18 protein-coding genes and 1 pseudogene are annotated in these 24,185 nt (G+C 66.1%); 8 read left to right on the forward strand and 11 right to left on the reverse strand.

Annotated elements, in window-relative coordinates; genetic code table 11:
• Positions 1–4: 4 nt before the first annotated feature.
• The 7 genes from RGUI_RS12090 to RGUI_RS12115 all read right to left on the reverse strand — a co-directional run bounded on the left by RGUI_RS12090 (position 5) and on the right by RGUI_RS12115 (position 8,069).
• Positions 5–1,282, reverse strand: coding sequence for an imelysin family protein (locus tag RGUI_RS12090; protein ID WP_081533295.1), 1,278 nt, complete (start codon positions 1,280–1,282; stop codon positions 5–7).
• A gap of 267 nt (positions 1,283–1,549) precedes the next feature.
• A complete protein-coding gene (locus RGUI_RS12095; RefSeq protein ID WP_081533296.1) occupies positions 1,550–2,323 on the reverse strand; it encodes a FadR/GntR family transcriptional regulator in 774 nt (257 codons plus the stop codon).
• Positions 2,292–3,248 carry an ABC transporter ATP-binding protein gene (locus tag RGUI_RS12100; RefSeq protein ID WP_081533297.1) on the reverse strand — a complete coding sequence of 319 codons (957 nt, stop codon included), beginning with the start codon at positions 3,246–3,248 and terminating at the stop codon, positions 2,292–2,294. Before RGUI_RS12100 ends, RGUI_RS12095 begins: the two co-directional genes overlap by 32 nt.
• Positions 3,248–5,035 carry a dipeptide/oligopeptide/nickel ABC transporter permease/ATP-binding protein gene (locus RGUI_RS12105; protein WP_371587431.1) on the reverse strand — a complete coding sequence of 596 codons (1,788 nt, stop codon included), beginning with the start codon at positions 5,033–5,035 and terminating at the stop codon, positions 3,248–3,250. The genes RGUI_RS12100 and RGUI_RS12105 overlap by 1 nt, the downstream gene beginning before the upstream one ends.
• A gap of 88 nt (positions 5,036–5,123) precedes the next feature.
• The gene (locus RGUI_RS12110; RefSeq protein WP_081533299.1) at positions 5,124–6,071 is read right to left on the reverse strand and encodes an ABC transporter permease; all 948 of its coding nucleotides are present in this window, start codon (positions 6,069–6,071) and stop codon (positions 5,124–5,126) included.
• Positions 6,072–6,089: 18 nt separating this feature from the next.
• A complete protein-coding gene (locus tag RGUI_RS21235; RefSeq protein ID WP_156882947.1) occupies positions 6,090–6,476 on the reverse strand; it encodes a hypothetical protein in 387 nt (128 codons plus the stop codon).
• A 12-nt stretch (positions 6,477–6,488) separates the two neighbouring features.
• Entirely contained in the window at positions 6,489–8,069 is a 1,581-nt protein-coding gene (locus tag RGUI_RS12115; RefSeq protein ID WP_081533300.1) for an ABC transporter substrate-binding protein, read from the reverse strand.
• 103 nt (positions 8,070–8,172) lie between these two features.
• On the opposite strand from RGUI_RS12115, the gene RGUI_RS12120 reads away from it, so the two are divergent.
• The 5 genes and pseudogenes from RGUI_RS12120 (at position 8,173) to RGUI_RS12135 (ending at position 13,165) form a co-directional block, all read left to right on the forward strand.
• Positions 8,173–8,841 (forward strand): DUF1028 domain-containing protein, encoded by a 669-nt coding sequence (locus RGUI_RS12120; protein ID WP_081533301.1) that lies wholly within the window; start codon positions 8,173–8,175, stop codon positions 8,839–8,841.
• Between the two features lie 83 nt (positions 8,842–8,924).
• Positions 8,925–9,722, forward strand: a complete 798-nt coding sequence (locus RGUI_RS12125) for a transglutaminase family protein (protein ID WP_081533302.1) — start codon at positions 8,925–8,927, stop codon at positions 9,720–9,722.
• A 147-nt stretch (positions 9,723–9,869) separates the two neighbouring features.
• The gene (locus tag RGUI_RS21240; protein ID WP_156882948.1) at positions 9,870–10,034 is read left to right on the forward strand and encodes a hypothetical protein; all 165 of its coding nucleotides are present in this window, start codon (positions 9,870–9,872) and stop codon (positions 10,032–10,034) included.
• 172 nt (positions 10,035–10,206) lie between these two features.
• A pseudogene (locus RGUI_RS12130) lies at positions 10,207–12,509 on the forward strand (Tex family protein).
• A 191-nt stretch (positions 12,510–12,700) separates the two neighbouring features.
• Positions 12,701–13,165, forward strand: a complete 465-nt coding sequence (locus RGUI_RS12135) for a TspO/MBR family protein (protein WP_081533303.1) — start codon at positions 12,701–12,703, stop codon at positions 13,163–13,165.
• A gap of 7 nt (positions 13,166–13,172) precedes the next feature.
• Here the strand turns inward: RGUI_RS12135 and RGUI_RS12140 are convergent, their stop codons facing one another.
• From RGUI_RS12140 to RGUI_RS12155, 4 genes are all read right to left on the reverse strand, one after another.
• The gene (locus RGUI_RS12140) at positions 13,173–15,167 is read right to left on the reverse strand and encodes an N-acetylmuramoyl-L-alanine amidase (protein WP_081533304.1); all 1,995 of its coding nucleotides are present in this window, start codon (positions 15,165–15,167) and stop codon (positions 13,173–13,175) included.
• Positions 15,167–15,826 carry a hypothetical protein gene (locus RGUI_RS12145; protein ID WP_081533305.1) on the reverse strand — a complete coding sequence of 220 codons (660 nt, stop codon included), beginning with the start codon at positions 15,824–15,826 and terminating at the stop codon, positions 15,167–15,169. The genes RGUI_RS12140 and RGUI_RS12145 overlap by 1 nt, the downstream gene beginning before the upstream one ends.
• Entirely contained in the window at positions 15,823–17,682 is a 1,860-nt protein-coding gene (locus tag RGUI_RS12150; RefSeq protein WP_081533306.1) for a hypothetical protein, read from the reverse strand. Before RGUI_RS12150 ends, RGUI_RS12145 begins: the two co-directional genes overlap by 4 nt.
• Before the next feature lie 221 nt (positions 17,683–17,903).
• Positions 17,904–18,386 (reverse strand): Lrp/AsnC family transcriptional regulator, encoded by a 483-nt coding sequence (locus RGUI_RS12155; RefSeq protein ID WP_081533307.1) that lies wholly within the window; start codon positions 18,384–18,386, stop codon positions 17,904–17,906.
• Positions 18,387–18,490: 104 nt separating this feature from the next.
• Between RGUI_RS12155 and putA the strand changes: the two genes are divergently transcribed.
• The 3 genes from putA (at position 18,491) to RGUI_RS12170 (ending at position 24,155) form a co-directional block, all read left to right on the forward strand.
• The gene (gene putA / locus RGUI_RS12160) at positions 18,491–21,952 is read left to right on the forward strand and encodes a bifunctional proline dehydrogenase/L-glutamate gamma-semialdehyde dehydrogenase PutA (protein WP_081533308.1); all 3,462 of its coding nucleotides are present in this window, start codon (positions 18,491–18,493) and stop codon (positions 21,950–21,952) included.
• Between the two features lie 203 nt (positions 21,953–22,155).
• Positions 22,156–22,587 (forward strand): universal stress protein, encoded by a 432-nt coding sequence (locus tag RGUI_RS12165; RefSeq protein WP_081533309.1) that lies wholly within the window; start codon positions 22,156–22,158, stop codon positions 22,585–22,587.
• Between the two features lie 11 nt (positions 22,588–22,598).
• On the forward strand, positions 22,599–24,155 hold the full coding sequence (locus RGUI_RS12170; protein ID WP_081533310.1) for a sodium:alanine symporter family protein: 1,557 nt from the start codon (positions 22,599–22,601) through the stop codon (positions 24,153–24,155).
• The last annotated feature ends 30 nt before the right edge of the window (positions 24,156–24,185 follow it).

The following is a 24,185-nucleotide window of genomic DNA, read 5'->3' on the forward strand; positions in this document are numbered from 1 at the left end:
TTCGTCACTCGAACACCGCACCGGGGTTGTCGAGGCTGTCGGACCCTTCGACCGAAATCGCCCCGGCCTGCAGCGCGGCCACCACGTCCTCGATCGCGCGGGTCTGGTCGACCAGCGCATCGATGGCCGCCTGCACCAGCGCATTGCCCGTGTCATTTCCATAGCCGATCATCTGGTCATAGGCCTCGCCGCTTTCCGCACGGGCCTTCACCGCTGCCATGGCCGCCATCGTGGCCTCCAGCTTTACCGTCACCGTTGCGTCCAGATCGGGGTTGACCGAGGCCGTCAGATCGGAAAGCGCGGGCACCTCCATCTCGGTTCCATCGGGCCGTGTGTAGCGGCCGAGATAGACATTCTGGATGCCAAGTGCGTCGTAGTAGTGGGAATTGTGGGTGTTGTCGGCAAAGCAGTCATGCTCTTCCTCGGGGTCGTGCAGGATCAGGCCCAGCTTCATCCGCTCGCCCGCCAGTTCGCCATAGCTGAGCGACCCCATGCCGGTCAGGATGGTCGAAAGGCCCTGCGCCTCGGATTGCTCGGCCAGATCGGTACGCGCCGCGCCGCCGTCTTCCCACGCCGCCACGATGTCCTTCAGATCGGCGACCAGAAGGTCGGAGGCCGCGGCCAGATACGCCGCGCGCCGGTCGCAGGGCGCATTGGTGCAGGCCGCGCCTTGGGCGTAGTCGGTGAAGGGGCGGGCACCCGCGCCGGGCCCGGTGCCGTTGGTGTCCTGCCCCCACAGCAGGAACTCGATGGCGTGATAGCCGGTGGCGACATTGGCGTCGATCCCGTCGATCTCGTGCAATTCCTGCAGCAGGGCCGGTGTGATCTCGGACGCATCCACGGTTTGCGCGCCGACCGTCAGGGTCGGGTTCGCAATGACATTGGCACGGAAGAAGGCGTTCTCCTCGCTCATCTCGCCATAGGCGCCGGCATCGACATAGTCGATCAAACCCTCATCCAGCGGCCAGGCATTCACCTTGCCTTCCCAGTCATCCACCACCGCATTGCCAAAGCGGTAGACCTCGGATTGTTGATAGGGCACCCGGGCATTCAGCCAGGCCGCCTTCGCCGCGTCCTGCGTCTGTTGCGATGGCGCGGCGATAAAGGCGTCGATGGCGGCATCCAGCGCCTGAGCCGTGGCAAGGCTGTCGGAATATTTCGCAAGCGCGAGATCGGCATAGCCATCGATCACCTCGCGCGCCGATTGCGCCTGTGCGGTGCCGGCGGCGGCAAGTGCGCCCGAAAGCAGAACGATTGGAAGGGCGGGGTAAGGCAAGGTCATGTTCAAGGGCTCCTGTTCGCGTTTTCTGAGTTTTCCTGTCAGGAACCATCTCCGACCTTTCGTCGAAATGCAATGGCAGAGTTTTTTGCTCGGGTATTGCGCCCGCGTCGCCGACCTGTTTCGATGTGGCGATGCCCGGCCGCGCGGCGCCAGGGGACGCGCGCCTTGGGCCGTGCGCAATATGGCAACAGCCTTGGCCTGCGTTTGACCACACCCCGTCCGAGGGTCCTTGGCTTTGCCCGGTCGGTGCCGAACCGGCCTGACCGCTCAGCGTGGCGGGCGGTCGGGCATGAAGCGTTTCAGCATCCGGGTTTCCTGCCCCTTCATCAGCGCCCAGGCGGTCTGCATATGCGCCTTCATGATCGCCCGCGCCGCGCCGGCATCGCCCTCCCGAAGGGCCATGACCAGCCGGATCTGATAGTCGCGCCCGCGTGACCAGAGTTCGACATTCGCCGGGGCGTAAAGCTGGCGATGGACGGTCAGGTCGGACAGCAAGCTGACCATGAAGTCGATGACGAAGCCCAAGAGCGGATTGTCGGACTGCTCGGCCAGGATGGCGTGAAAGCGCAGCGAATTGACATGCTGCAACCGTTCCTCCTCCAAAGAGGTCGAGGGGGTATCGTATTCCGCGATCGTGTCCTGAAGCGCCGAAAGCGTTGCGTCGGACAGCTTTCCGGCCAATTCGGCGGCAAGCTCGGGCTCCAGCGCGAGGCGCAGCTTGTAGATATCGCCGATCGTGAGGTCCTTGAAGAAGAAGTAGTTGCCCAAAAGCGCCTTGGCCCGGTGCCGGCTGACCTCGTGCACGAAACTGCCGCCGCCGGGGCCGGTGCGCGTGCGGATCAAGCCCTGGGCTTCCAGTATCCGCATCGCTTCGCGGATCGTGCCCTTGGCGCGGCCAAAGCGCTGCATCAACTCGGCTTCGCCCGGCAGGCGGTCCCCGGGGCGCAGGCTTTCGGCGACCACCCAGTCCTTGATCGCCTCGGCCACCTGTGCGGGGCGGCTCAGCCGTTCAGGTGTCGAGGGGATGGTGGCAGGCGGCAAGCTGGTCGTCTCCCTGTTCGGTCAGTGCCGGCACCTGTGTGCGGCAGATCTCGGTCGCCTTCGGGCACCGCCCGGCAAAGGCGCAGCCCGGGGGCGGGTTCAGCGGATCCGGCAGGTCGCTGCCCTTTTGTTCCGGCGCGACGAGCGGCCGGCCGACCACGGGGGCGCTGTCGGCCAGCAGCTGTGTATAGGGGTGCTTTGGCGCGTTGAAGATGCGCTCGGCCCGGCCGATTTCGACCACCGATCCGAAATAAAGCACGATCACCCGGTCGCTGACGGCCTCCACCACGGCCAGATCGTGGCTGATGAACAGATAGGTGAGCCCGAACTCCTTGCGCAGATCGGCCAGCAGGTTCAGCACCTGCGCCTGCACCGACACGTCGAGCGCGGAGACCGGTTCATCCAGCACGATGATTTCGGGGGAGGCGGCGAGCGCCCGGGCAATCCCGATCCGCTGCGCCTGCCCGCCCGAGAATTCATGGGGATAGCGGGTCAGGAATTCTTCGCGCAGGTTCACGCTGTCGAAAATCTCGGCGATGCGGGCCTCTCGCTCGGCCCGACCCATCCCGTAAAGACGGCGCAGCGGCGTTTCCATGATCTGGCGGATCGTCTTGCGCGGGTTCAGTGACGAGATCGGATCCTGAAACACATACTGGATCAACCGCCCAAACGCCGCCGGGTCGGCATTGTCCAGCGCCTTGCCCGCGATCTGGATCTCGCCTGTCGTAGGGTCCAGCAGGCCGACCAGCATCCGCGCCAGGGTGGACTTCCCGCAGCCGGATTCACCCACGATGCCAAGGGTTTCGCCCTTCTCAACGGAAAAGGTCATCGGGCGGACGGCGCGCACGCCCTCGGGCGCCTTGCCGAAAAGCGGTTTGCCCAGCGGGAAGGTCTTGGACAGATCGGTGACGGCGAGTGCGGGCATCAGACGGCCTCCTCGGGGAACAGGCAGCGCACGGCGCGCGGGGCCGTGCCCGTCAGCGGGATATCCCCTCCGCGGCAGTCCTCTCGCGCCTTGCCGCAGCGGGGGGCAAAGGCGCAGCCCTCGGGCAGTTTGTCGACGACCGGCGGCAGGCCGGGGATCGCGGCGAGCTTGCGCTTGCCGCTGCCAAGTTCGGGGACGCAGGCGATCAGGCGCTTGGTATAGGGATGGGCGGGCGCGTCCAGAACCGCGCCCGTCGGTCCTTCCTCGACGATCCGGCCCGCATACATCACCGCCACCCGGTCGCAAAGCTGCGCCACCACGCCGAAATCATGGGTGATGAAGATGATCGCCAGCCCACGTGCCCGCCGCAGATCGTCGAGCAGCGCAAGGATCTGCGCCTGCACGGTCACGTCCAGCGCGGTGGTCGGTTCATCGGCGATGATGACGTCGGGATCATTGGCCAGCGCCATGGCGATGCCGACGCGCTGGCGCATCCCGCCCGACATCTCGTGCGGATAGTTGTTCAGGCGGCTTTCTGCATTGGGGATGCGCACCGCGTGCAAAAGATCAAGCGCCTTGGCGCGGGCGGCAGAGTCAGAGGTCCTGTGATGCACCCGGATCGCCTCGACCAACTGATCGCCGATCTTGTAAAGCGGATGCAGCGTCCCCAACGGATCCTGAAAGATATAGGCGACATTCTCGCCCCGGCGGCGGCGCAGCTTGCCGTAGGATGCGCCCAGCAGATCCTCGCCCGCATAGCGCACCGCACCGCCGGTGATCACCCCCGGGGGCGAGGCGACAAGTCCCATGACCGACAGGGCTGTCACCGACTTGCCAGAGCCGGACTCGCCGATCACGCCGACGCATTCGCCCGGCTTGACATGGAGCGATACCTCATTGACCGCGCGGTAGATGCGGGGGCCGACATGGAACTGCGTCTCCAGGGCATCGAGATCGAGAAGTCCCCGCTGTTCGGTCGCCGGGACCTTGGCCTTGCGGTCGACCAGCGTCATGGCGCGCGGCCGCGACAGCGCGCCGGAGCGCAGCCGCGGGTCGAGCGCATCGCGGACCCCGTCGCCCAGCAGATTGATGCTCATCACGATGAGAAAGATCATGATGCCCGGTACGACCGAGGTATGCGGCGCGGTGATCAGCGCCGCCCGCGCCTCGCCCAGCATGGAGCCGAGATCGGCCACCGGCGGCTGCGAGCCGAGCCCGAGGAAGGAGAGCCCCGCGGTTTCAAGGATCATCCAGCCCACCGTGGTCGACATCGCGATGACGATGGTCGACAGCACGTTCGGCAGAAGTTCGGACAGGATGATCCGCGTATGGCCAAGGCCGGAGAGCCGGGCAGCATCGATGAATTCGCGCCCGGCAAGGCCCACGGTGATGCCGCGGATGTTGCGGGCGAAGAACGGGATGTTGACCGCGGCGACCGCGATCAGGGCGTTCATCAGCCCGGGGCCGAGGGCCGCAACGATGGCCAGGGCCAGCAGGATATACGGAAACGCCATCAGCATATCGATGACCCGCATGATGATGTTGTCGGTTCGCCCGCCGAAATACCCCGCAACGATCCCGATGGCCGAGCCGATTGTCGCCGCGATGACCGCCGCAGCGATCCCGACCGCCAGTGACAGCCGCGTGCCGTACAGAAGCCGCGCCAGAAGATCGCGGCCAAGATGATCGGTGCCCAGCAGATGCCCCTCGGTAAACGGACGTGCGAACCGTTCCGCCGTGGCGGTCGCATTCGGATCGGGCAGGGGCAACAGCGGCGTCACGATCACCAACAGCAGGATCGCGCCCAGTACCACAGCGCCGAGTGCGGCAAGGCGGTTGCGAAAGAGAAGTGTCAGGAATTGCGCCATGCCCGTCTCACGTCTTGATCCGCGGGTCGAGCACGCTTTGCGCCACGTCGACCGCGATGTTGAAGAGAACATAGCAGGCGGCCACGAACACCACGCCGCCCTGCACCAGCAGGATATCGCGTTTCAGGATCGCATCGACCAGCATCCGACCGACACCGGGCCACTGGAACACCATCTCGATATAGACCGCCCCCGACAGGACAAATCCCGCCTGAATCCCCAGGACGGGGATGATCGAGACCATCGCGGCGCGCAGCGCGTGGCCCATGATCACCTTGCGTTCGGGCACGCCCTTGGCGCGGGCGGTGCGGATGTAATCCTGCCGCAAGACCTCCAGCATCGCGGACCGCGACAGCCGCGCGATCACACCGGTGGCGACCACCGCCAGCGCGGTGGCGGGCATGACCAGATGCTTGGCCAGATCCGGCAGATCGCCCCCGCCATAGATCGCATACATGCCCGACACGGGCAGCCATCGCAGGTTCACCGCGAACAGCAGGATCATCATCATGCCGAGGAAGAAGGACGGGATCGAGATGCCGATCAGCACGGTAAAGGTAATCGCCTTGTCAGCCGCCCCGTATTGCCGCGCCGCCGACACGACACCGGCCAGAATACCCAGCACCGAACACAGGATGAAACTGGTGCCCGCGAGGATCAGCGTCGCGTTGAAACGTTCCAGAACCTCGTCGATCACGGGTCTGTTCAGGCTGAAACTGCGCCCGAAGTCCCCGGTCAGCATATTGCCCAGCCAGATGAAATACCGCTGCACCAGCGGCTTGTCCAAACCCAGATCGCGGTTCAGCTTCTCGACATTCTCGGGCGTGGCGTAGGAGCCGAGGATCGCGGTCGCCGGGTCGCCCGGGATCATCGCCATGATCAGGAAGACGATGATCGTGATGCCCAGCAGGACCGGGATCGCCGACAGGAGTCGTTTCAGGATATAGCCGCCCATATGTTTGTTTCCGTTTCGTCAGTTCCCTAGGCTGCTGAGAAAGCCCACACCCCCGATGGCCGCGACGATTAAGACTAGTATGGTGAATCCCCGAAATACTCGCTTCTTTCGAAAGAACACTTCCGGTGGAACAAACTCTGAAGGGAAATGATGGCCGGCGTCCGGATTGAAAGGATCTATTGGATGCTCTGCCTCACTCGGAAATTCCGCACAGAGTCGAGCCATTAGCCTATCTGCTGCGCCAAACATTGCATCGTGGCGCAGCCGACAGTACCAGATCATCTTTCCATCACGCTTTATTCCAGCTTCACGTTCTTCTTCATCGAAAGAATGCTCGTACCCTCTGTTCTTTGAGTCCACTTCACCGCTGCTTAGACCAGCATTTACAAGTATGTTCTTAAGCACGTCTGAGGCTCTTTAGTTCTTCACGACGTCTTCAAGCTGCAACAGGAAGGACGGTTCGAGCGAGAAATTCTCCACCCGGTCCGAGGTCACCGCGTTCTGCTTCCAGTTGGCGACGAAGACCCAGGGCGCGTCGTCATGGACGATCTGCTGCATCTCTTTGTAGAGCTTGGCGCGTTCGTCCTGATCCGTCGCGACGCGGGCGGCCTCAAGCAACTCATCCACCTTGGGGTTGGAGTAATAGCCGGAGTTGAACCCGCCCTTGTCCGGCCAGGCCTCGGTGCGCAGCGCGAGGAAGGGCAGCGTGTCGGGGTCGTTGGTCATCCACGCCATCTCGGCCATGTCGGCCTTGCCTTCCAGGCCCGGGTTCACCTCGCCCAGGAAGGTGTTCCACTCATAGGTCTCGATCTTGACGTCGAAGCCCACGGCGTTCAGGTCAGCCTGGATCGCGGTACCCATCGGGATCGGGTCGAGCATGCCGGAGCCGCCCTCGGTCACGTAGAAGGTCAGTTCGGTGCCCTCGGCGATACCGGCCTCGGCCATCAGCGCCTTCGCCTTTTCGGGGTCATAGGGGTAAGGGTCCAGCGCGGCGTCATAGGCCCAGGCAAAGGCGGGCGGGGTGGGGCCGGCCGCAACCTCCGCTGTGCCTTCCAGCACGTCGCCCACGATGGCTTCCTTGTTGATCGCGTAGTTCGCGGCTTGCCGCACGGCCTTGTCCGCGAACGGGCCGTCCTTGGCGTTCAGGATCAGGAACCACAGATGCGGCCCGGCCTGTTCGACCACCTTGAACCGGTCGCCCTGGAACTGCGACAGCGAGGTCGGCGGAACCTCCACCATCATGTCGATGCCACCGGCCAGCATTTCGGCCACGCGCGTATTGGCATCGGTGATCGGGCGGAAGACAACCGCTTGCGTGCCGGCCGGATCGCCCCAGTAATCGGGGTTCTTCTCGATCACCACGGCCTCGTTCGACCGCCATTCGGCGAATTTGAAGGGCCCGGTGCCCGACGGATGGCGACCGAAATCCTTGCCATGCTGTTCAACGGCGGCGGGCGAGACCATCAGCCCCGTCGGATAGGCGAGGTTGGACAGGAACGGCGCATAGGGCCCGTTCAGCTTGAACGTCACGGTGTGGTCATCGACCACCTGCGTTTCCTCGATGGCCGAGAAGAAGAAGGCCAGCGGGAAGGGACCGGTGTCGTGATAGGGGTGATCCTCGTTCAGCATCCGGTCGAAGTTGAACTTCACCGCCTCGGCGTCGAAGGGCGTGCCATCGTGGAAGGTCACACCCTCGCGCAGTTGGAAGGTGTATTCGGTGCCGTCCTCGGAAATCTCCCATTCGGTGGCCAGCCCCGGGGCGACCTCCAGCGTACCGGGGGCATAGCGCACCAGCCCCTCGTACACATTCACCAGAATCCGGAAATCATTCACGGCCGTGACCGCGGCCGGGTCCAGCGATTTCGGCTCTGCGATCTGGCCGACGATCAGAACGCCCGGGGGCGTCTGGGCAAGGGCCGGCGCGGCCAGCGTGCCGAATGCCAGCGTGGTCGTGGCGGCGGCCAGAAGCGTTCGGCGCGTCAGGTCGAGGAAGGTCATGTCCTGCTGTCTCCCGGTTTGCAAACAGGGTTAATTTATCATGAGAATTTGCGCCGGTCAATTTTTCATGATAATTTCAGACACCCCAGAGCGAGCGCGACAGATGACCTTTTCCCTTCTTGCCCGAGATGCCGAAACCGGTGCCATCGGCGGTGTGGCCGCCACGGGCAGCTATTGCGTGGGCGGATGGGTTTTGCGGGGGGCGCTGGATGCGGGGATGTCGGCCAGCCAGGGGGCGGCGCCCTCTACCTTCTGGGGGGAGGACGTGCTGGTCGCGCTGCGGGACGGCATGGGGGCGGCCGCGGCCATCGATGCGGTGACCGGCGCAGACCCCGGGCGGGACTGGCGCCAGCTTTCGGCCCTGCCGCTGTCAGGCCCGGGTGCGGCGTTCACCGGAGGTGAGAATACGCCCGAGACCGGGTCCCGGGTTTTCGACGGTGGGGTCGCTGCGGGCAACATGCTGGCCCGGGCCGGTGTCGTCGATGCGATGGCAGAGCGGTTCATGACGGCGTCCGGGCCGCTCGATATCCGCCTGCTCTCTGCCCTCCGCGCGGGGGAGGCCGCGGGCAGCGACAGCCGCGGCCTGTTGTCAGCGGCCCTTCTGGTACTGAACCCCGACCGGGCGCCGCTGACGCTGCGCATCGATTATCATGCGGGCGATCCGATCGGGGCGCTGATCGAGCTGCACGAACGGACGACGACCGGAGACTATGCGGATTGGGCCCGGCAGGTGCCCTGCCGGAGTGACCGGACCCGCGTGCTTGGCCGGTGAGCGGCCGGCGATTCCGGTCGATTGCCACCCGGCCCCCAACGTGAAATGACGATGGGCACGGGCACCGCAACTGGGGATTGCCGATGCGCTTTACCGTCGTTCATCGCACGCGCTACGCCTATTCCGGACCGGTCCGGCTGGGGCCGCATCTGTTGCGCCTGACCCCGCGGCCCGAAAGGGTGGGGCAGGTGGATCATCAACTGCTGATCGATCCCGAACCGGTGGACCGGTGGCAAGAGGTCGACGACAACGGCAACCTTGTAACCCGGCTGATCTTCGAGGGGCAGACACGGCACCTGTCGATCGAAAGCCGCTTCGCCCTCGACACTCCGGCTCTGCCCGCTTTGGTCACGGACATGCCGCCGCTGCCATGGCCGGGCCAAGGTGCCCCCGTCGCGCCCACGGTGGCCGCCTTTTCAGACGCACTCGCGGCAGAGGCCGGCGGGCAGGCGGCCGGCTTTCTCGACCGCCTCAACACGACACTCTACACCCGGATCGACCGCCGCATCCGCCCCACCGGTGCCGCGCATACGCCAGAGCATACGTTGGAAAGCGGGCGGGGCGCGTGCCGCGATCTGGCGGTGTTGTTCATCGCTGCCGCGCGCGCTCAGGGGATGCAGGCCCGGTTCGTCAGCGGTTATCAGGCCTGCAGCGAAACGCCGGACGGGCGGCGCTATCTTCACGCCTGGCCAGAGGTGCATCTGCCCGGCCTTGGCTGGCGCGGATTCGACCCCACCCACGGCACCCGTGTGGAAGAGGGCCACGTCTCCCTTGCCGCGGCCCCGGATCAGGCGGGCACGATGCCGGTCGAAGGGGGCTTTACCGCCGGGCCGGTCACATCGACGCTGGATTTCGATTTGCGGATCGAGACCGACACCTGACCCTGCGCGCCGGATCGCACGGGGTCGTGCCTCCCGGCGTTCGTCCATATTTCGGCAATCTTTCCATGGTCTCCTGATGGGGCGACAGGATGGTCTTTTCATCAGACCAGCGAAACCTTCAACACCTCGGCATGAGGAGCGACGGCCATGGAAATGCTCGATGATTTCGATCTTCAGGTGGAAGAATTCGACGGCCCCGAAGATGACGACCTGATTCTGGACAATGACGACGACGACTTCGATCAGGACTATGACGAATGGGTCGGGGAAATCCTCACCGAAAAGGTCGGCTTCGCGGAAGTCAGTTGGTGATCCGGTCCGGGCGGAACGCGCGCGGCCCCTTGCGGAAGGGGTTTGACCGCACCGCAGGCTGACCCGTCCCGGTCCATGAGCCGCGTGCCGCCTGACAGACGTGCGCAAGGCTCTTTCCGTGGCGTCCCGGGCCCGCTATCAAGGCGCTCCGATCAGCGAGAGGAGCCCGCCCGTGACCATTGCCGAGGACCGTATCACCCGCACCATCGCCACCGATATCGCGGCCACGCCCGGGCAGGTTGCGGCGGCCGTGGGGCTTCTGGACGGGGGCGCGACGGTGCCGTTCGTCGCCCGCTACCGCAAGGAGGTGACGGGCGGTCTGGACGATACGCAGCTTCGGCTTCTGGCGGACCGGCTGGCCTATCTGCGAGAGCTTGAGGCGCGGCGCGCGACCATCCTGTCGTCGATCAAGGACCAGGGCAAGCTGACCGACGATCTGGCCCGCGCGATTGCCGGGGCCGAGACCAAGGCGACGCTGGAAGACATCTACCTGCCCTTCAAGCCCAAGCGCCGGACCAAGGCGATGATCGCCCGTGAAAACGGGCTTGAGCCGCTCTTGCAGGCCATCCTTGGGGATCGCCGCGCCGATCCGCAGGCGCTGGCCGCCGGATATCTGTCAGAGGCTGTGCCCGACGCCAAGGCCGCCCTTGCCGGGGCGCGTGATATCTTGGTCGAAACGCTGTCGGAAAACGCGGGTCTTCTGGGCCGGTTGCGCGATTTCATGCGGGCCGAGGCCTATATCTCCTCCAAAGTTGTCGCGGGGAAGGAAGAGGCGGGGCCAAGTTCTCTGACTATTTCGACCATCGTGAAAAATGGGCGGATATCGCGGCACACCGGGCCCTGGCGATCCTGCGTGCCTCCAAGGAAGAGATCGTTACGGTCGAGATCGGCCCCGACCCCGAGACCGGTGCAGATCGCGCCGTGGGCATGATTGCGGCCGAGATCGGCATTTCCGGCGACGGCCCCGGCGACCGCTGGTTGAGAGAGGCCGCGGGCTGGACATGGCGCACCAAACTCAGCCTGACGATGTATATGGACCTGCTGGGAGAGTTGCGCCGACGCGCCCATGAAGAAGCCATCGCCGTTTTCGCACGCAACCTGAAAGACCTGCTGCTGGCCGCGCCGGCGGGGGCACGTCCGACGCTGGGGCTTGATCCCGGCATCCGGACCGGGGTCAAGGCGGCCGTCGTGGATGCGACCGGCAAGCTGGTGGAGACCGCGACGCTCTACCCCTTCCAGCCGAAGAACGACCTGCGCGGGGCCGAGGCCAAGGTTGTAGAGATGATCCGCCGCCACGGGGTGGAATTGATCGCCATCGGCAACGGCACCGCCAGCCGGGAAACCGAACGCCTCGTCGCCGACATCCTGCGCCTGTTGCCCGAGGGAGCTACGCGGCCGGTCAAGGTCGTGGTGTCCGAGGCCGGGGCGTCGGTCTATTCCGCCTCGGAACTCGCGGCACGGGAATTCCCCGATCTCGATGTCAGCTTGCGCGGGGCGGTGTCCATTGCCCGACGCTTGCAGGACCCGCTGGCGGAACTGGTGAAGATCGAGCCGAAATCCATCGGTGTCGGCCAATACCAGCACGATGTCGACCAGCGCCGCCTGTCGCAAACGCTGGAGGCCGTGGTGGAGGACGCGGTGAACGCCGTAGGCGTCGATCTGAACACCGCCTCGGCGCCGCTTCTGTCCCATGTGGCGGGGTTGGGCCCAAGGCTGGCCGAGGCCATCGTGGCCCATCGCGACGCTACCGGTGCCTTTGCCGCGCGCAAGGCACTGTTGAAGGTTCCGGGGCTTGGCCCGAAGGCGTTCGAACAGGCGGCGGGCTTTCTGCGCATCCGCGACGGCGACGAGCCGCTGGATGCCTCTGCCGTCCACCCGGAGGCCTACGGCGTGGCCCGGCGCATCGTGGCGGCCTGCGGGCGGGACCTGCGGGCGCTGATGGGCGACAGTGCGGCGCTGAAACGGCTGCGGGCGGAGGACTTCGTGGATGATACCTTCGGCCTGCCCACCGTGCGTGACATCCTTGTCGAACTGGAAAAACCCGGCCGCGATCCGCGCCCCGGCTTCAAGACCGCGGCCTTTGCCGACGGGGTGGAGGATATCAAGGACCTCAAACCCGGTATGATGCTGGAAGGCACGGTGACTAATGTCGCGGCCTTCGGGGCCTTTGTCGATATCGGCGTTCATCAGGACGGGCTGGTGCATATCAGCCAACTGGCCGACCGCTTCGTGAAGGACCCGCATGAGGTGGTCAAGGCGGGCGACGTGGTGAAGGTGCGGGTGATGGAGGTCGACATCCCCCGCAAGCGGATCGGCTTGTCGATGCGCAAGGGCGGCGGCGATAGCGCGCCACGGCCCGCGCCGCGAGACAAACAATGCCGCCCGCCGAAGCAAAAGACCCATATCCGGGCGGAGCCTGCGGGCAACGGGGCGCTGGGTGCCGCGTTGCAGGCGGCGATGAAGCGCAAGGACTGACACCAAAGACCGTTGAGGTCGTCCCGGCAGGGGCGCGGCGGTGCCGACACCCCGCGCCCGGTTCTTCGCCGCGGACCGACGCGTCTTGAACAGCGGTCAGGCGAATGCCGCGCTGGCGAGAGACGGGGCATTGCCTTGGGTCCGGCATCCAGCTACGCCCGCCGGGACGCCGTTAACCACTGGATGCGCCCATGACCCTGTTTCCGATCTTTCTTGCCACCTGCGCCGTGCCTGCCGCGGCGGGCGTCCTGTTCAAGCCGGGGGCATGGTATCGCGGCCTCGACAAACCGAACTGGACGCCGCCGAACCTGCTGTTTCCGATCATCTGGGCGGTGCTTTACACGCTGATGTCGCTGGCCGCGGCGCGGATTGCGACCCAGGCGGACAACGATCTGGCGCTTGCGCTCTGGTCTTTGCAGATCACCATCAACACGCTTTGGTCGGCGGTCTTCTTCGGGCTGCACCGGATGCTGGGCGGGGCGATCATCATCGCGCTGTTGTGGGCGGCGGTGCTGGCCACAACCATCGCCTTCGCGGCGCTCGATGTCCTCTCGGCGGTGATGATGGTGCCTTACCTCGCCTGGGGGACGTTCGCGCTGGCGCTGAATATCTCTGTCTGGTGGCGCAACCGGGGCCGGGCTGCGGCCACCGCCTGACGTCGCCTCATATCGTGATCCCCGACATGGCCGCGCGGAAGTCGCGGGCATGGCGGGCGATCCCCTCGCCCCGGCTGGTGCCATAGCGCGGTTCGTGCTTGTCCCGGTCGGCATTGATGATGCGGCGCGCGTTGAAGAAATCGAAATCACCGTCAAAGCCGAAGCTCGGCAGTACAAGGCGCGGGCTGCGATAGCCCACCCGGCTCATCCCCAGGGTAAGAACCCTGGCCGCGATGTCGGGGTCGGCGACCATCTCGGGGCGATCCTCCAGCGGCAGGTCGAGGGCCCGGCCGAACTTGCGATAGTTCTCCCGGAAGGTCAGTTGCACATAGCCGCGACCGCGATAAAGCTTGCCGTCGCCGGGATTGTTGGGCGCGTTCGACGGGTGCGCCTGATAGCGCCGCTGCTGGGTGGAGTCGCGCCAGATCTCGACCATCTGCCGGCCGAAATTGGTCTCATGCTGCGCGGTGGCAAAGATATAGGCGATGTGGGACAGGTCGGTGATCCCGGCCTCGATACAGGCCTTTGCGATCCGCCCCCCGGCCTCGCGCGCGGCGGGGCCATTGCCGACGAGGGCCGCACTTTCCGCGGCCCGGCCGAATGCCTCGAACACATCTGCATCCGCCACCTCGGCCGGGGCGGCGCCGCCGGCGGGTTCCGGCGCCACGGGGATCAGCACGATATCGCCGGGCCGGATGCGCGTGGCGCTGACGGAATCGAAATGGCGCCCGCCCTCATCCCGCAATTCGGTCCAGCGGGCGGCATCGCCCAATTCGCGCCGCGCGATCCTGGACAGGGTGTCGCCGCGGGCCACCGTCACCTGCCGTGCGCGTTCGCGCTCTGGCCCGATTTCCTCGACCGCGCCGCCGATTTCGCCCTGCAGGTCGATCTGCGCGCCGTCCTCGGACAGGTCGGGGGACAGGTTCAGTTGCTCGGCCAGATCGTCAAGCCGCACACAGGCCGCGCCTTGGGGGGCGTCGGGGGTGGGCAGCAGGCGGATCGGCAGGAAGCACTCGGTCCCGCCCGCGGTCATGCGCACGCCGTCGTCCTCTATCCCCGCATGGCTCCACCCCATGGCGGTGCAAAGCGGCTCCAGCCGGGCCCATGTGGCACAGTCATAGACGATCCCGACACCGGGCAGGTCGGTGCCCGCGACGCGCAGCGCGATCTCCTCCAGCGTTTCCTCGGCGGGGGTGTCCCCGGCGGCCTGCGCGCGGGCAAGTTCCACGCTCGCCATCGAACGCAGCATGTCGCCGACCTCGCGGAAGGACAGATCGGTCCGCCAGGGCAGGACCAGCGGATCCCATTTCTGCCGTTGCGCAATGCCCAGAAGCGACTGAACCTCCCCATGGCCCAGCACCGTGGTGCGCGTGATCGGGATGCCGTAGCGCAGGCACAACTGCGCCACCAGCCGCGCCAGAACCGGCAACTGGTTTTCGGTGATCGGGGCGGGGCCGGGGCGGAAGGGTCGCTCGCTCGCATTCAACATGCCGCACAGGCTGATCCCGATGGACTTGGTGTTGGTGTTTAGCGTGTGCGCGGCGTAATGGCCCGATCGCGGGCGGTCATTGGCGTCGATGCCGTGGATGCCGCGCACCACGGTGCCGTCCTGCTGGATCAGGAAGTGATAGTGCTTGCGGTCGAGTTCAGAGGCCCGTGCGCCGCCCCCCGTCCAGTGCAGGATGATCCGCTTGGGCGAGGCGTCGGGCATATGCGCGTCCGGCACCGTCCGGATCGCGGCATCGTTCACCGCGCCCTGGGACAGCCCCGGATCGCCCAGATGCCGGGCGGTGGCCTGATCGACCACGCCGGTTGCCGCAAGGCGGCGGCTGGTCTGGAACTTCTTCACCGCGTCACGGGTGCCGGGGCCGAACAGGCCGTCATCCTCGCCTACGGCCAGAAACCGCGGGATCAGGGCGCGCTGCAACTCGGCCACCATGTCGCCGCGCAGCATCGGCAGCCGATAGTCCAGAACCTGCCCGGGGGCCAGAACGACGGGCATCAGCTACACCCCTTACTGGCGGCGGCTTGCGCGATTTGCTGTTCAAGTTTCGGCAGGGCGTCTTGAACCGCGGGGCCATCGGGCACCGACCGCCCGGTCCGGGCCTTGGCGGCAAGCGTCTTCGCGGCGCCGAGGTCCGCACAGGCCGTCGCCGACGATCCGAAGGCGGCCTCCCAATAACGGGCGGCTGCACGGTAATACGGCCCGGCATCGCGGTCGGGGAAGGCGGACTGGAAGGTCGCGGCCTCGCGCCCCATGCGGGTGTTGAAGCCCCGCGCCCCGGAGGTGGAGCGGGAAGTCACCCGGGATACCCGCAACGCCTCCATCCGCGCGGCGCGGACGGTGCCCTTGCCGTCATCCATCCCTTTCAGCGCCGCGTCGTAACCGCTCAGCGCACAGGCGGCGCGGGCGCCCGTCATGGCCTCGCGCGCCTGCCCGACAGCAAGCGCGTTTTGCGCCAGGCGCAGGCAGGCATCGGCCTTGATGCGGTGTAGCTGGGCGCAGGCGGGCTTTGACGCCTCACACGTGACCGGCCGGTCGGCCAAGGTGACCAGATCGCCGCCTGCCGCACTTTCCTTGGCACCGGCAAGGTCGCGCACATCGTTACAGGCGGTAAGCGTAAGGACCGCCGCTGCGGCAAGCAGGGCAAACCGTTTCATGGTGTCTGCTCCTCCCCGATCTCGGCCAGCAGTTGCTTGAGCTCCCGTATCGCCATTTCGTCCCCCTCGTCGCGCGCGCGGGCGGCCAGCAGGAACAGCTTTTCAAGGTTCGGCTCGGCCTCGGGGTCACTGCGTGCCATGTCGATGGCGTTGAAGAACGCGGCCGTATCAGTTGCGCCGGCGTCGTTCAGGACGCTGGGCGGCACCTGCGAGGCCAGCGCATCGCCGACAAGCTGCAGCCGCAGCCGACCGACCGCCGCGTCGAAGATCGCGCGATCATTGGCGAACCGGCTGCCATACTGTGCGAAAAGATCGTCGTCGCGTTGCTGCGCGGCCAGCATGGCCAGATCGGCCATCGCGGCGGGGTCGTCCATCACGTCGGGGCCAAGCGCCTCGGCAATGTCGGGCAGCGCATCCAGAGCGTGTTTCGCGGCCGCATCGTCTGGGAAGCCCGGCGGCAGCAGGTCGGGTGCATAGGGGGCATCCAGTATGCGGGTCTTCCAGCGGTCATAGGCGGCCGACCCCACAGTGTAGGTGCCCGAGATCACGGCCAGCGCAATTCCCGCCGGGCCGCCGGCCAACCCCGCAAGCCGCGCCGGGCCGGACAGGGACAACACCATGTTCAGCAGTTCCTGCCGCGCGGGATCGTCCCGGGTCAGTTCCCCCAGAAGCTCCGTCGCCATGCCGGTCAGGTCGCCCTGCGCCCCGGCGCTGACCACGTGGTTGATGTCGTCTACCCGGTTGGTGATCTGGTCAAGCCGCGTGCGCAGCCGCGCCGCATCGGCCCCCGGCAGCACCTCAAGCAGCAGGCTGCCTGCGCTCAGAACGCCGCGTGCCTTGGTCAGCGCGTCATGGGCGGGGGTGAAGATGCGGCTTGTCGTTGTCGATATCTTGTCCAGCGGGCCGCCGGCGCTGATCTGCACAAGCTCCTTCAAGGCCTCGCTGCGCTCGCTCTCGCTGGTGGTGGTCTGCAACCCGGCCACGACGTTCATCGTGCGGGTGGCGCGGGCCAACCGGTCCAGCGTGGCCTTTTCCTCGGCCTCGGCGCGGACTTCCTTCTCGCGCAGGTCCATCTGTTTTTCGGCCGAGGCATCGAAGATCGTGCTGAGGGCATCGACCAGCCGCTTCAGCCCCTCATAGACGAATTGCGACGCGAACCCGCCCAATAGCGCGGCAAGCGGTTTGCCGATCCCGTTGACCGTGGCCGTCGTGCCATCCGAAGGCGTCGTTGCATTGTCGAACAGAAGTTGGGTCAGGATCATCCCCGACACGATGCCAAGGACGACGCGAATGATGTAGTTCGATCCGACGCGGGGGTCGTATGTCCCCTCCACCACGTATTTCCGGGCGTCGTAGAGGACCGAGAAACAGGCCCCCAGCGCGGCAAGCGAGGCAAAGAACAGCGCAACCGGCACCCGGGTCGTGTTGGTCGGGTCAAGGAAGGCCATGTGATAGTTTTCGGCGACGCCATCGATGCCAAGGGCGGCCATCGACACGGCCAGAAAGAATGCCGTGAAAAAGATCAGCGTGCGGATCGCGGGAACCGGCGCCATCCAATTCAGGAAGGAATTGCGCTCATCCCAGGCCAGCAATTCGATCGTGCTGGGCAGGGCGGGCGACAGGGCGCGGGCCAGCGTGGCGTGCAGGTCGATCAGTTCGGCCATCGGGATCTCGGCCCGCCGTTCGATCCCGAAATCGAGAATCCCGGCCTTGAGCTTGATCTCGGCCAGCGCCTCATCGGTGACGGACACGCCGCGGGTCATGAAATAGTCCAGCATGGCGGCACATTCGCGGAAATAGCGCGCGCGGCTGTCGATGCTGGAATCGGTTATGCGAGGTGCGAAAAGATCTGTCATTCCCGCTCTTTCGAAACGAGGGCTTCTAGAATGGAACTCGCACGCAAACAGAAATGTAAACTCGTTAACGGTATCAGCGAACTTGGAATGACTCAAGGGTGAGGACGGGACGGGCGGTGCCCCCCGGCCTTGGCGGACGGTGCAGTGGGCCGAGGCGTCCCGCCACGATGCGATGCACTTGTTGGGATCGGAACGTTAGCGTTCCCCGGCGAAGGGGCCGGTCAGCCGGCGTTGCCGGGGTCGTCCCAGACGTCCCGCACCGCCTCCATCGCGACGAAGGTGGAACTGTTGGCGACATGCGGCAGGGCCGAGATACGCTCGGCCAGAACCTTGCGGTAGCTGCCGATATCGCTGGTCCTGACCTTCAGCAGATAGTCGAACCCGCCGGCGATCATGTGGCATTCCTCGATCTCCGGGATCTGGCGCACCGCCGCGTTGAACGCCCTCAGCGCGGCCTCGCGCGTGTCGGTCACCCGCAACTCGACAAAGGCGACATGGGCCCGGCCAAGCCGGATCGGGTTCAGCGTCGCGCGATAGCCGGTGATGATGCCTTCGTCCTCCAGCCGCCGCATCCGGGCCTGCGTCGGCGTCTTTGACAGGCCGATCCGGCGGGCGAGTTCGGCCACTGAAATACGCCCCTCCGCGGACAGAATATCGAGAATCGCATGGTCATATCGATCAAGCTGCGGAAGGCTGTATGGCATGTCACGTCCGTTGTCTTTGGTCGAATCGCCTTCTCGACCGGGCCATTTTGGCGAAATAGGCTGTTCTGTGGCGCGTATACTGATCCAAAGTGAGGGAGAACACCATGCTGGATCAGTCCGAAACCCTTCTGGCCCGGATCGAGGCCGCAACCTACGCCGCCGAGGGGCCCGTTCTGCGGCGCCTGTTGGACGAAACCGCGTTGACTGCATCCGCCCGCGCCCGGATTTGCGCGTCGGCGGCCGATCTGGTGCGCGCCATCCGGGCGAAAGACCGGCCCGGCCTGATGGAAACCTTCCTTGCCGAATACGGGCTGTCGACCGAAGAGGGCGTCGCGCTGATGTGCCTGGCCGAGGCGCTGCTGAGGGTCCCCGATGCCGAGACGATGGACGCCCTGATCGAGGACAAGATCGCCCCCAGCGACTGGGGCCGGCATCTGGGCAAGTCCCACTCGCCGCTGGTCAATGCCTCGACCTGGGCGCTTATGCTGACGGGCCGGGTTCTTGAAAAGCCCGAACCGGGGCTGGCCGCCACCCTTCGCGGGGCGGTGAAACGCCTTGGCGAACCGGTGATCCGTACCGCGGTGGGCCGTGCCATGCGCGAGATGGGGCGGCAATTCGTGCTGGGTGAAACGATCCAGGGGGCGATGGCCCGCGCCGCGGGGATGGAGGCCAAGGGCTACACCTATTCCTATGACATGCTGGGCGAGGCCGCGCGGACCGAGGCGGACGCCCAACGCTATCTTGCGGCCTATGCGAACGCGATCGGCGCGATTTCAAAGGCGGCGCGCGGGTCGGACATGCGGGATAATCCCGGCATCTCGGTCAAGCTGTCGGCGTTGCATCCCCGGTACGAGGTCGCGCAGCACGACCGGGTGCTGGCGGACCTCGCCCCGCGACTGCTGCAACTGGCCTTGCAGGCGAAAGAGGCCGGGATGGGCCTGAACATCGACGCCGAAGAGGCCGACCGGCTGGCCCTGTCGCTTGAGGTGATCGAGACCGTTCTGGCCGATGACCGGCTGGCCGGGTGGGACGGGTTCGGCGTGGTCGTTCAGGCCTATGGTCAGCGGGCGGGGCTGGTGCTCGACTGGCTATATGCGCTGGCCGGCCGGTATGACCGGCGGCTGATGGTGCGGCTGGTCAAGGGCGCCTATTGGGACACCGAGATCAAGCGCGCCCAGGTCGCGGGCATTGACGGCTTTCCGGTCTTCACGCGCAAGGCCGCGACCGATGTCAGCTATCTGGCCAATGCGCGCAAGATGCTGGGCATGACCGACCGGATCTATCCGCAATTCGCGACCCACAATGCCCATACGGTGGCCGCGATCCTAGATATGGGCGCCGATGCGGGCCTTTACGAATTCCAGCGCCTGCACGGTATGGGCGAGGCTTTGTATGACATCGTGAAAGAGCGGCACCCCGGCACGCGCTGCCGTATCTATGCGCCTGTCGGGGCGCATCGGGACCTTCTGGCCTATCTGGTGCGGCGCCTGCTGGAAAACGGGGCCAACAGTTCCTTCGTCAACCAGATCGTGGATGAGGACGTCGCGCCCGAAACCGTCGCCGCCGACCCCTTGACCGAGGTCGAGGCGCATCTGGACGCCCCATCCCATCCCGCGATCCGCCGCGCGCCCGATCTGTTCGCCCCCGACCGGCGCAACGCGCGCGGCTGGGATCTGACCCACCGCCCCGATCTGGACGAGATCGAGGCCGCCCGCGCCCCCTATCTTTCCAGCCGGTTCGAGGCCCTGCCGCTGATCGACGGCACCGCCCGGCCAGAGGCCGCGGAATTGCGCCACAATCCCGCCGATCCGGCCGACTGTGTCGGGACGGTGCAGGTGGCCAGCCGGGACGACGTCGCCAATGCGCTGGCCGCGGCGCAGGCTTGGGACGCCCCGGCGGGGGAACGCGCCGCGGTCCTGCGCCGGGCGGCGGATCTGTATGAGGCGAATTTCGGCCCGATCTTTGCCCTTCTGGCGCGGGAGGCGGGCAAATCCCTGCCCGATGCGGTGGGGGAGTTGCGCGAGGCGGTGGATTTTCTGCGCTATTACGCCCATGGGGCCGAAGCGTTGGACACCCCTGCCCGGGGTGTCTTTGCCTGTATCTCGCCCTGGAACTTTCCGTTGGCGATCTTCACCGGGCAGATCGCGGCCGCGCTGGCCGCGGGCAATGGCGTTCTGGCGAAACCCGCGGAACAGACGCCGCTGATCGCCTGTCTGGCCGTTCAGCTTCTGCACCGGGCCGGGGTGCCGCGGTCCTGCCTGCAGCTTTTGCCCGGGGATGGCGCGACGGTCGGCGCCCGGTTGACGTCGGATGCGCGGGTCAACGGCGTGGCCTTCACCGGCTCGACCGAGACGGCGCGGATCATCCGCCGGTCGATGGCCGCGCATATGGCGCCGGGGACACCGCTGATTGCGGAAACCGGGGGGCTGAACGCGATGATCATGGACAGCACCGCCCTGCCAGAACAGGCCGTGGCCGATGTCGTGACCTCGGCCTTCCAGTCGGCCGGGCAGCGCTGTTCGGCCCTGCGGTGTCTCTACCTGCAGGAGGACGTCGCGGACCGGGTGTGCCAGATGCTGTTCGGCGCCATGGCGGAATTGCGGCTGGGCGATCCCTGGCACCTGTCCACCGATGTCGGCCCGCTGATCGATGCAGAGGCACAGGCCGGGATCGCCGCCTATGTGGAGGCCGCCCGCGCCGAAGGCCGCGTTATGTGGCAGGCCGACGCGCCGGATGGGGGGCATTTCATGGCGCCCGTCGCGATCCGGGCGACTGGGATCGAGGAGATGGAGCGCGAGATCTTCGGCCCGGTCCTGCATATCGCGACCTTCCGGGCAGAGGCTCTGGACGATGTCCTGACCGCCATCAATGACAGCGGCTACGGCCTGACCTTCGGGCTGCACAGCCGGATCGACGACCGCGTGCAACTGGTGGCCGACCGGCTGCGCGTGGGCAATCTGTACGTCAACCGTAACCAGATCGGCGCCATCGTCGGCAGCCAGCCCTTTGGGGGAGAGGGGTTGTCAGGCACCGGACCGAAGGCAGGGGGGCCGCATTATCTTGCCCGCTTCACGGCGCGCCCTGCCGCGGTCGCCAAGCCCGCGGTCGATGGGCCGGCCGATCCCGGCAAGGTGCAGGCCCTGCTTGACGGGTGTCGCGCGGCCAAGGGGGCCGAGACGCGCCCGCTGCCCGGCCCGACGGGCGAGTCCAACCGGTTGACGACCCATCCGCGCCCGCCGCTATTGTGCCTTGGCCCCGGCGATGAGGCCGCGCAGGCCCAGGTTGCGGCCGTGCGTGCCCTTGGGGGCGCGGCAGTGGCGGTTCCGGCATCGCTCTCGCCAGAGGCGATTGAGCGGCTGACCGGGTTCGCGGGGGTCCTGTGGTGGGGGGATGCCGATACGGCGCGTGCCCTTGACCGGGCGCTTGCGGGGCGCGACGGCCCGCTGCTGCCGCTGCTCACGGGCTGGCCCGATACCGCCCATGCGCGGGTCGAGCGGCATCTGTGCGTCGACACCACCGCCTCGGGCGGGAACGCCGCACTTCTGTCGGCGGTCGCGGCGCCCTGACCGCGGCATCGGGCCCCCGGTATCGGGCATCGCCCGGCGGGTGCCCGAATTGCTTAAATTTTTCGCAACCGCAGGGTTATGCTCGTCTCAGGCGGCTGGCCCTTGCGCAAAGGGCCTCGTCGGTCCGGCCTGTGCCCTTACCGTTTTGCGAATGCCGGGACGTGACGGAACGCCAAGAATGACAAACAGGGAGAACGTGAACGATGAAGATACTCGTCGGATTGGACGGGCATGAGACGGGCGAAAAGGCGCTCGCCCATGCCAAGCGGCTGGCCGCCGCGATGGAGGGCTGCACATTGCTGGCGGCCTTTGTCATCGAATGGTCGCCCTACACCTTCCAGACGCCCGAAGAAAACGCGCAGCGCCACAAGCGGCGACTGGAAGAGATCGCCGCCGCACAGGAACGCATCGTGGCACCCGTGGTGGAAAAACTGAAATCGGAGGGGTTCGAGAGCACGGGGCTTGTGCATCACGGGGATGTCGCCGACACGCTGCACCGATTGGCCGAGGAAAACGGCGCCGACCTGATCGTGGTGGGGCGCGCGTCCAAGGGCGGGTTCAGCCAGCGGCTGTTCGGCTCGTCCAGCGTGAACCTCGCCATGCATTCCAAGATTCCCGTCACGGTCGTCGGTTGAGGAGGCAAGACATGAACGCAAGAGCATTTCTGACCGTCCTCATCCTCGCGCTGCTGGCCCCCTTGGCCGCGCTGGCGCAGGACGCCCCCGGCATCGACGCCGCGGTGAACGAGGCCTTCGCCAAGATCACCGGGCCTTTCGTGTCGCTGATCTTTGCGCCGATCCCGTTCACCAACTTCCCGTGGATCGTGCTTTGGCTGGTTGTCGGCGCCTCGATCTTCACATGGTATTTCCGGGCCATTCAGGTGCGGGCCTTCTTCCATGCGATTTCGCTGGTCAAGGGCGACTATTCCGACCCAAAGGATGCGGGCGAGGTCAGCCATTTCCAGGCGCTGGCGACCGCGCTGTCGGGCACGGTGGGGCTTGGCAACATCGCGGGCGTGGCCGTGGCCGTCGGCATCGGCGGGCCGGGCGCGACCTTCTGGATGATCCTGGCCGTGCTTCTGGGCATGGCGTCCAAGTTCACCGAATGTACGCTGGCCGTGAAATACCGCAATGAATACGACGATGGCACCGTCTCTGGCGGGCCGATGTATTACATGCGGAAAGGCTTTGCCGAACGTGGCATGAAGGGCGGCCGGATCCTTGCCGTGCTGTTTGCCGTCTTCTGTATCCTCGGCGCGCTTGGCGGGGGCAACATGTTCCAAGCCAACCAGGCCCATGCCCAGATCGCGGGGCTGGTGGGCGACTATCCGGGCTGGATCACCGGGATCGTCTTTGCGGCCATCGTGTTCGCGGTGATCGTGGGCGGCATCAAGTCGATCGCGCGGGTCACCGAAAAGGTCGTGCCCTTCATGGGCGTCTTCTACGTGTCCGTGGCGATGATCATCCTGATCGCGAATTACGACATGATTGGCTGGGCCTTCGGCCAGATCTTTGCCGGGGCCTTCACCGGTCTGGGTGTCGCGGGGGGGCTTGTCGGCGCGCTGATCCAGGGGTTCAAGCGGGCGGCGTTCTCGAACGAGGCGGGGGTGGGTTCTGCCGCCATCGCCCACTCGGCCGTGCGCACCAAGGAGCCGATCACCGAAGGCGTGGTGTCGCTGCTGGAACCCTTCGTCGACACGGTGGTGATCTGCACCATGACGGCGCTTGTCATCGTGATCACCGGGCAACTGATGATCGATCCGGAAACCGGCCTTTACATCGTGCAGGATGGTGCGATCCAGACCGTCGGCGGAACGTCCGGCGTGACGCTGACCTCGGCGGCGTTCGGATCGGTCTTCTCGTGGTTCCCGATCCTTCTGGTGATCGCGGTGGTGCTGTTCGCCTTTTCCGCGATGCTGTCGTGGTCCTACTACGGGCTGAAGGCGTTCACCTACCTGTTCGGCGAGGGCAAGGTGCAGGAACTGATCTTCAAGGTCACCTTCTGCGTCTTCGTGGTGATCGGCGCCTCGGCCAGCCTTGGCCCGGTGATCGACTTCTCCGACGCGGCGATCTTTGCCATGGCGGTGGTCAATATCAGCGCGCTTTACGTGCTGATGCCGATTGTCCGGGTGGAACTGCGCTCCTACTTCGCGCGGCTGAAATCGGGTGAGATCCGGAAATACAGCGGTACGGCGGCGGAATAGGTCGTCCTCCTGACGGGCCTGCGTTTCGGC

The organism is Rhodovulum sp. P5, from assembly GCF_002079305.1.
Taxonomy (GTDB): domain Bacteria; phylum Pseudomonadota; class Alphaproteobacteria; order Rhodobacterales; family Rhodobacteraceae; genus Rhodovulum.

Bases quoted from the DNA above. Each gene is read 5' to 3' on its own strand.
- putA (WP_081533308.1), top strand. From the start codon at position 18,491: ATGCTGGATCAGTCCGAAACCCTTCTGGCCCGGATCGAGGCCGCAACC.
- RGUI_RS12140 (WP_081533304.1), bottom strand. From the start codon at position 15,167: ATGCCCGTCGTTCTGGCCCCCGGGCAGGTTCTGGACTATCGGCTGCCG.
- RGUI_RS12110 (WP_081533299.1), bottom strand. From the start codon at position 6,071: ATGGGCGGCTATATCCTGAAACGACTCCTGTCGGCGATCCCGGTCCTG.
- RGUI_RS12115 (WP_081533300.1), bottom strand. From the start codon at position 8,069: ATGACCTTCCTCGACCTGACGCGCCGAACGCTTCTGGCCGCCGCCACG.
- RGUI_RS12100 (WP_081533297.1), bottom strand. From the start codon at position 3,248: ATGCCCGCACTCGCCGTCACCGATCTGTCCAAGACCTTCCCGCTGGGC.
- RGUI_RS12135 (WP_081533303.1), top strand. From the start codon at position 12,701: ATGACCCTGTTTCCGATCTTTCTTGCCACCTGCGCCGTGCCTGCCGCG.
- RGUI_RS12170 (WP_081533310.1), top strand. From the start codon at position 22,599: ATGAACGCAAGAGCATTTCTGACCGTCCTCATCCTCGCGCTGCTGGCC.
- RGUI_RS12155 (WP_081533307.1), bottom strand. From the start codon at position 18,386: ATGCCATACAGCCTTCCGCAGCTTGATCGATATGACCATGCGATTCTC.
- RGUI_RS12150 (WP_081533306.1), bottom strand. From the start codon at position 17,682: ATGACAGATCTTTTCGCACCTCGCATAACCGATTCCAGCATCGACAGC.
- RGUI_RS12165 (WP_081533309.1), top strand. From the start codon at position 22,156: ATGAAGATACTCGTCGGATTGGACGGGCATGAGACGGGCGAAAAGGCG.
- RGUI_RS12145 (WP_081533305.1), bottom strand. From the start codon at position 15,826: ATGAAACGGTTTGCCCTGCTTGCCGCAGCGGCGGTCCTTACGCTTACC.
- RGUI_RS12120 (WP_081533301.1), top strand. From the start codon at position 8,173: ATGACCTTTTCCCTTCTTGCCCGAGATGCCGAAACCGGTGCCATCGGC.
- RGUI_RS12090 (WP_081533295.1), bottom strand. From the start codon at position 1,282: ATGACCTTGCCTTACCCCGCCCTTCCAATCGTTCTGCTTTCGGGCGCA.
- RGUI_RS21240 (WP_156882948.1), top strand. From the start codon at position 9,870: ATGGAAATGCTCGATGATTTCGATCTTCAGGTGGAAGAATTCGACGGC.
- RGUI_RS12125 (WP_081533302.1), top strand. From the start codon at position 8,925: ATGCGCTTTACCGTCGTTCATCGCACGCGCTACGCCTATTCCGGACCG.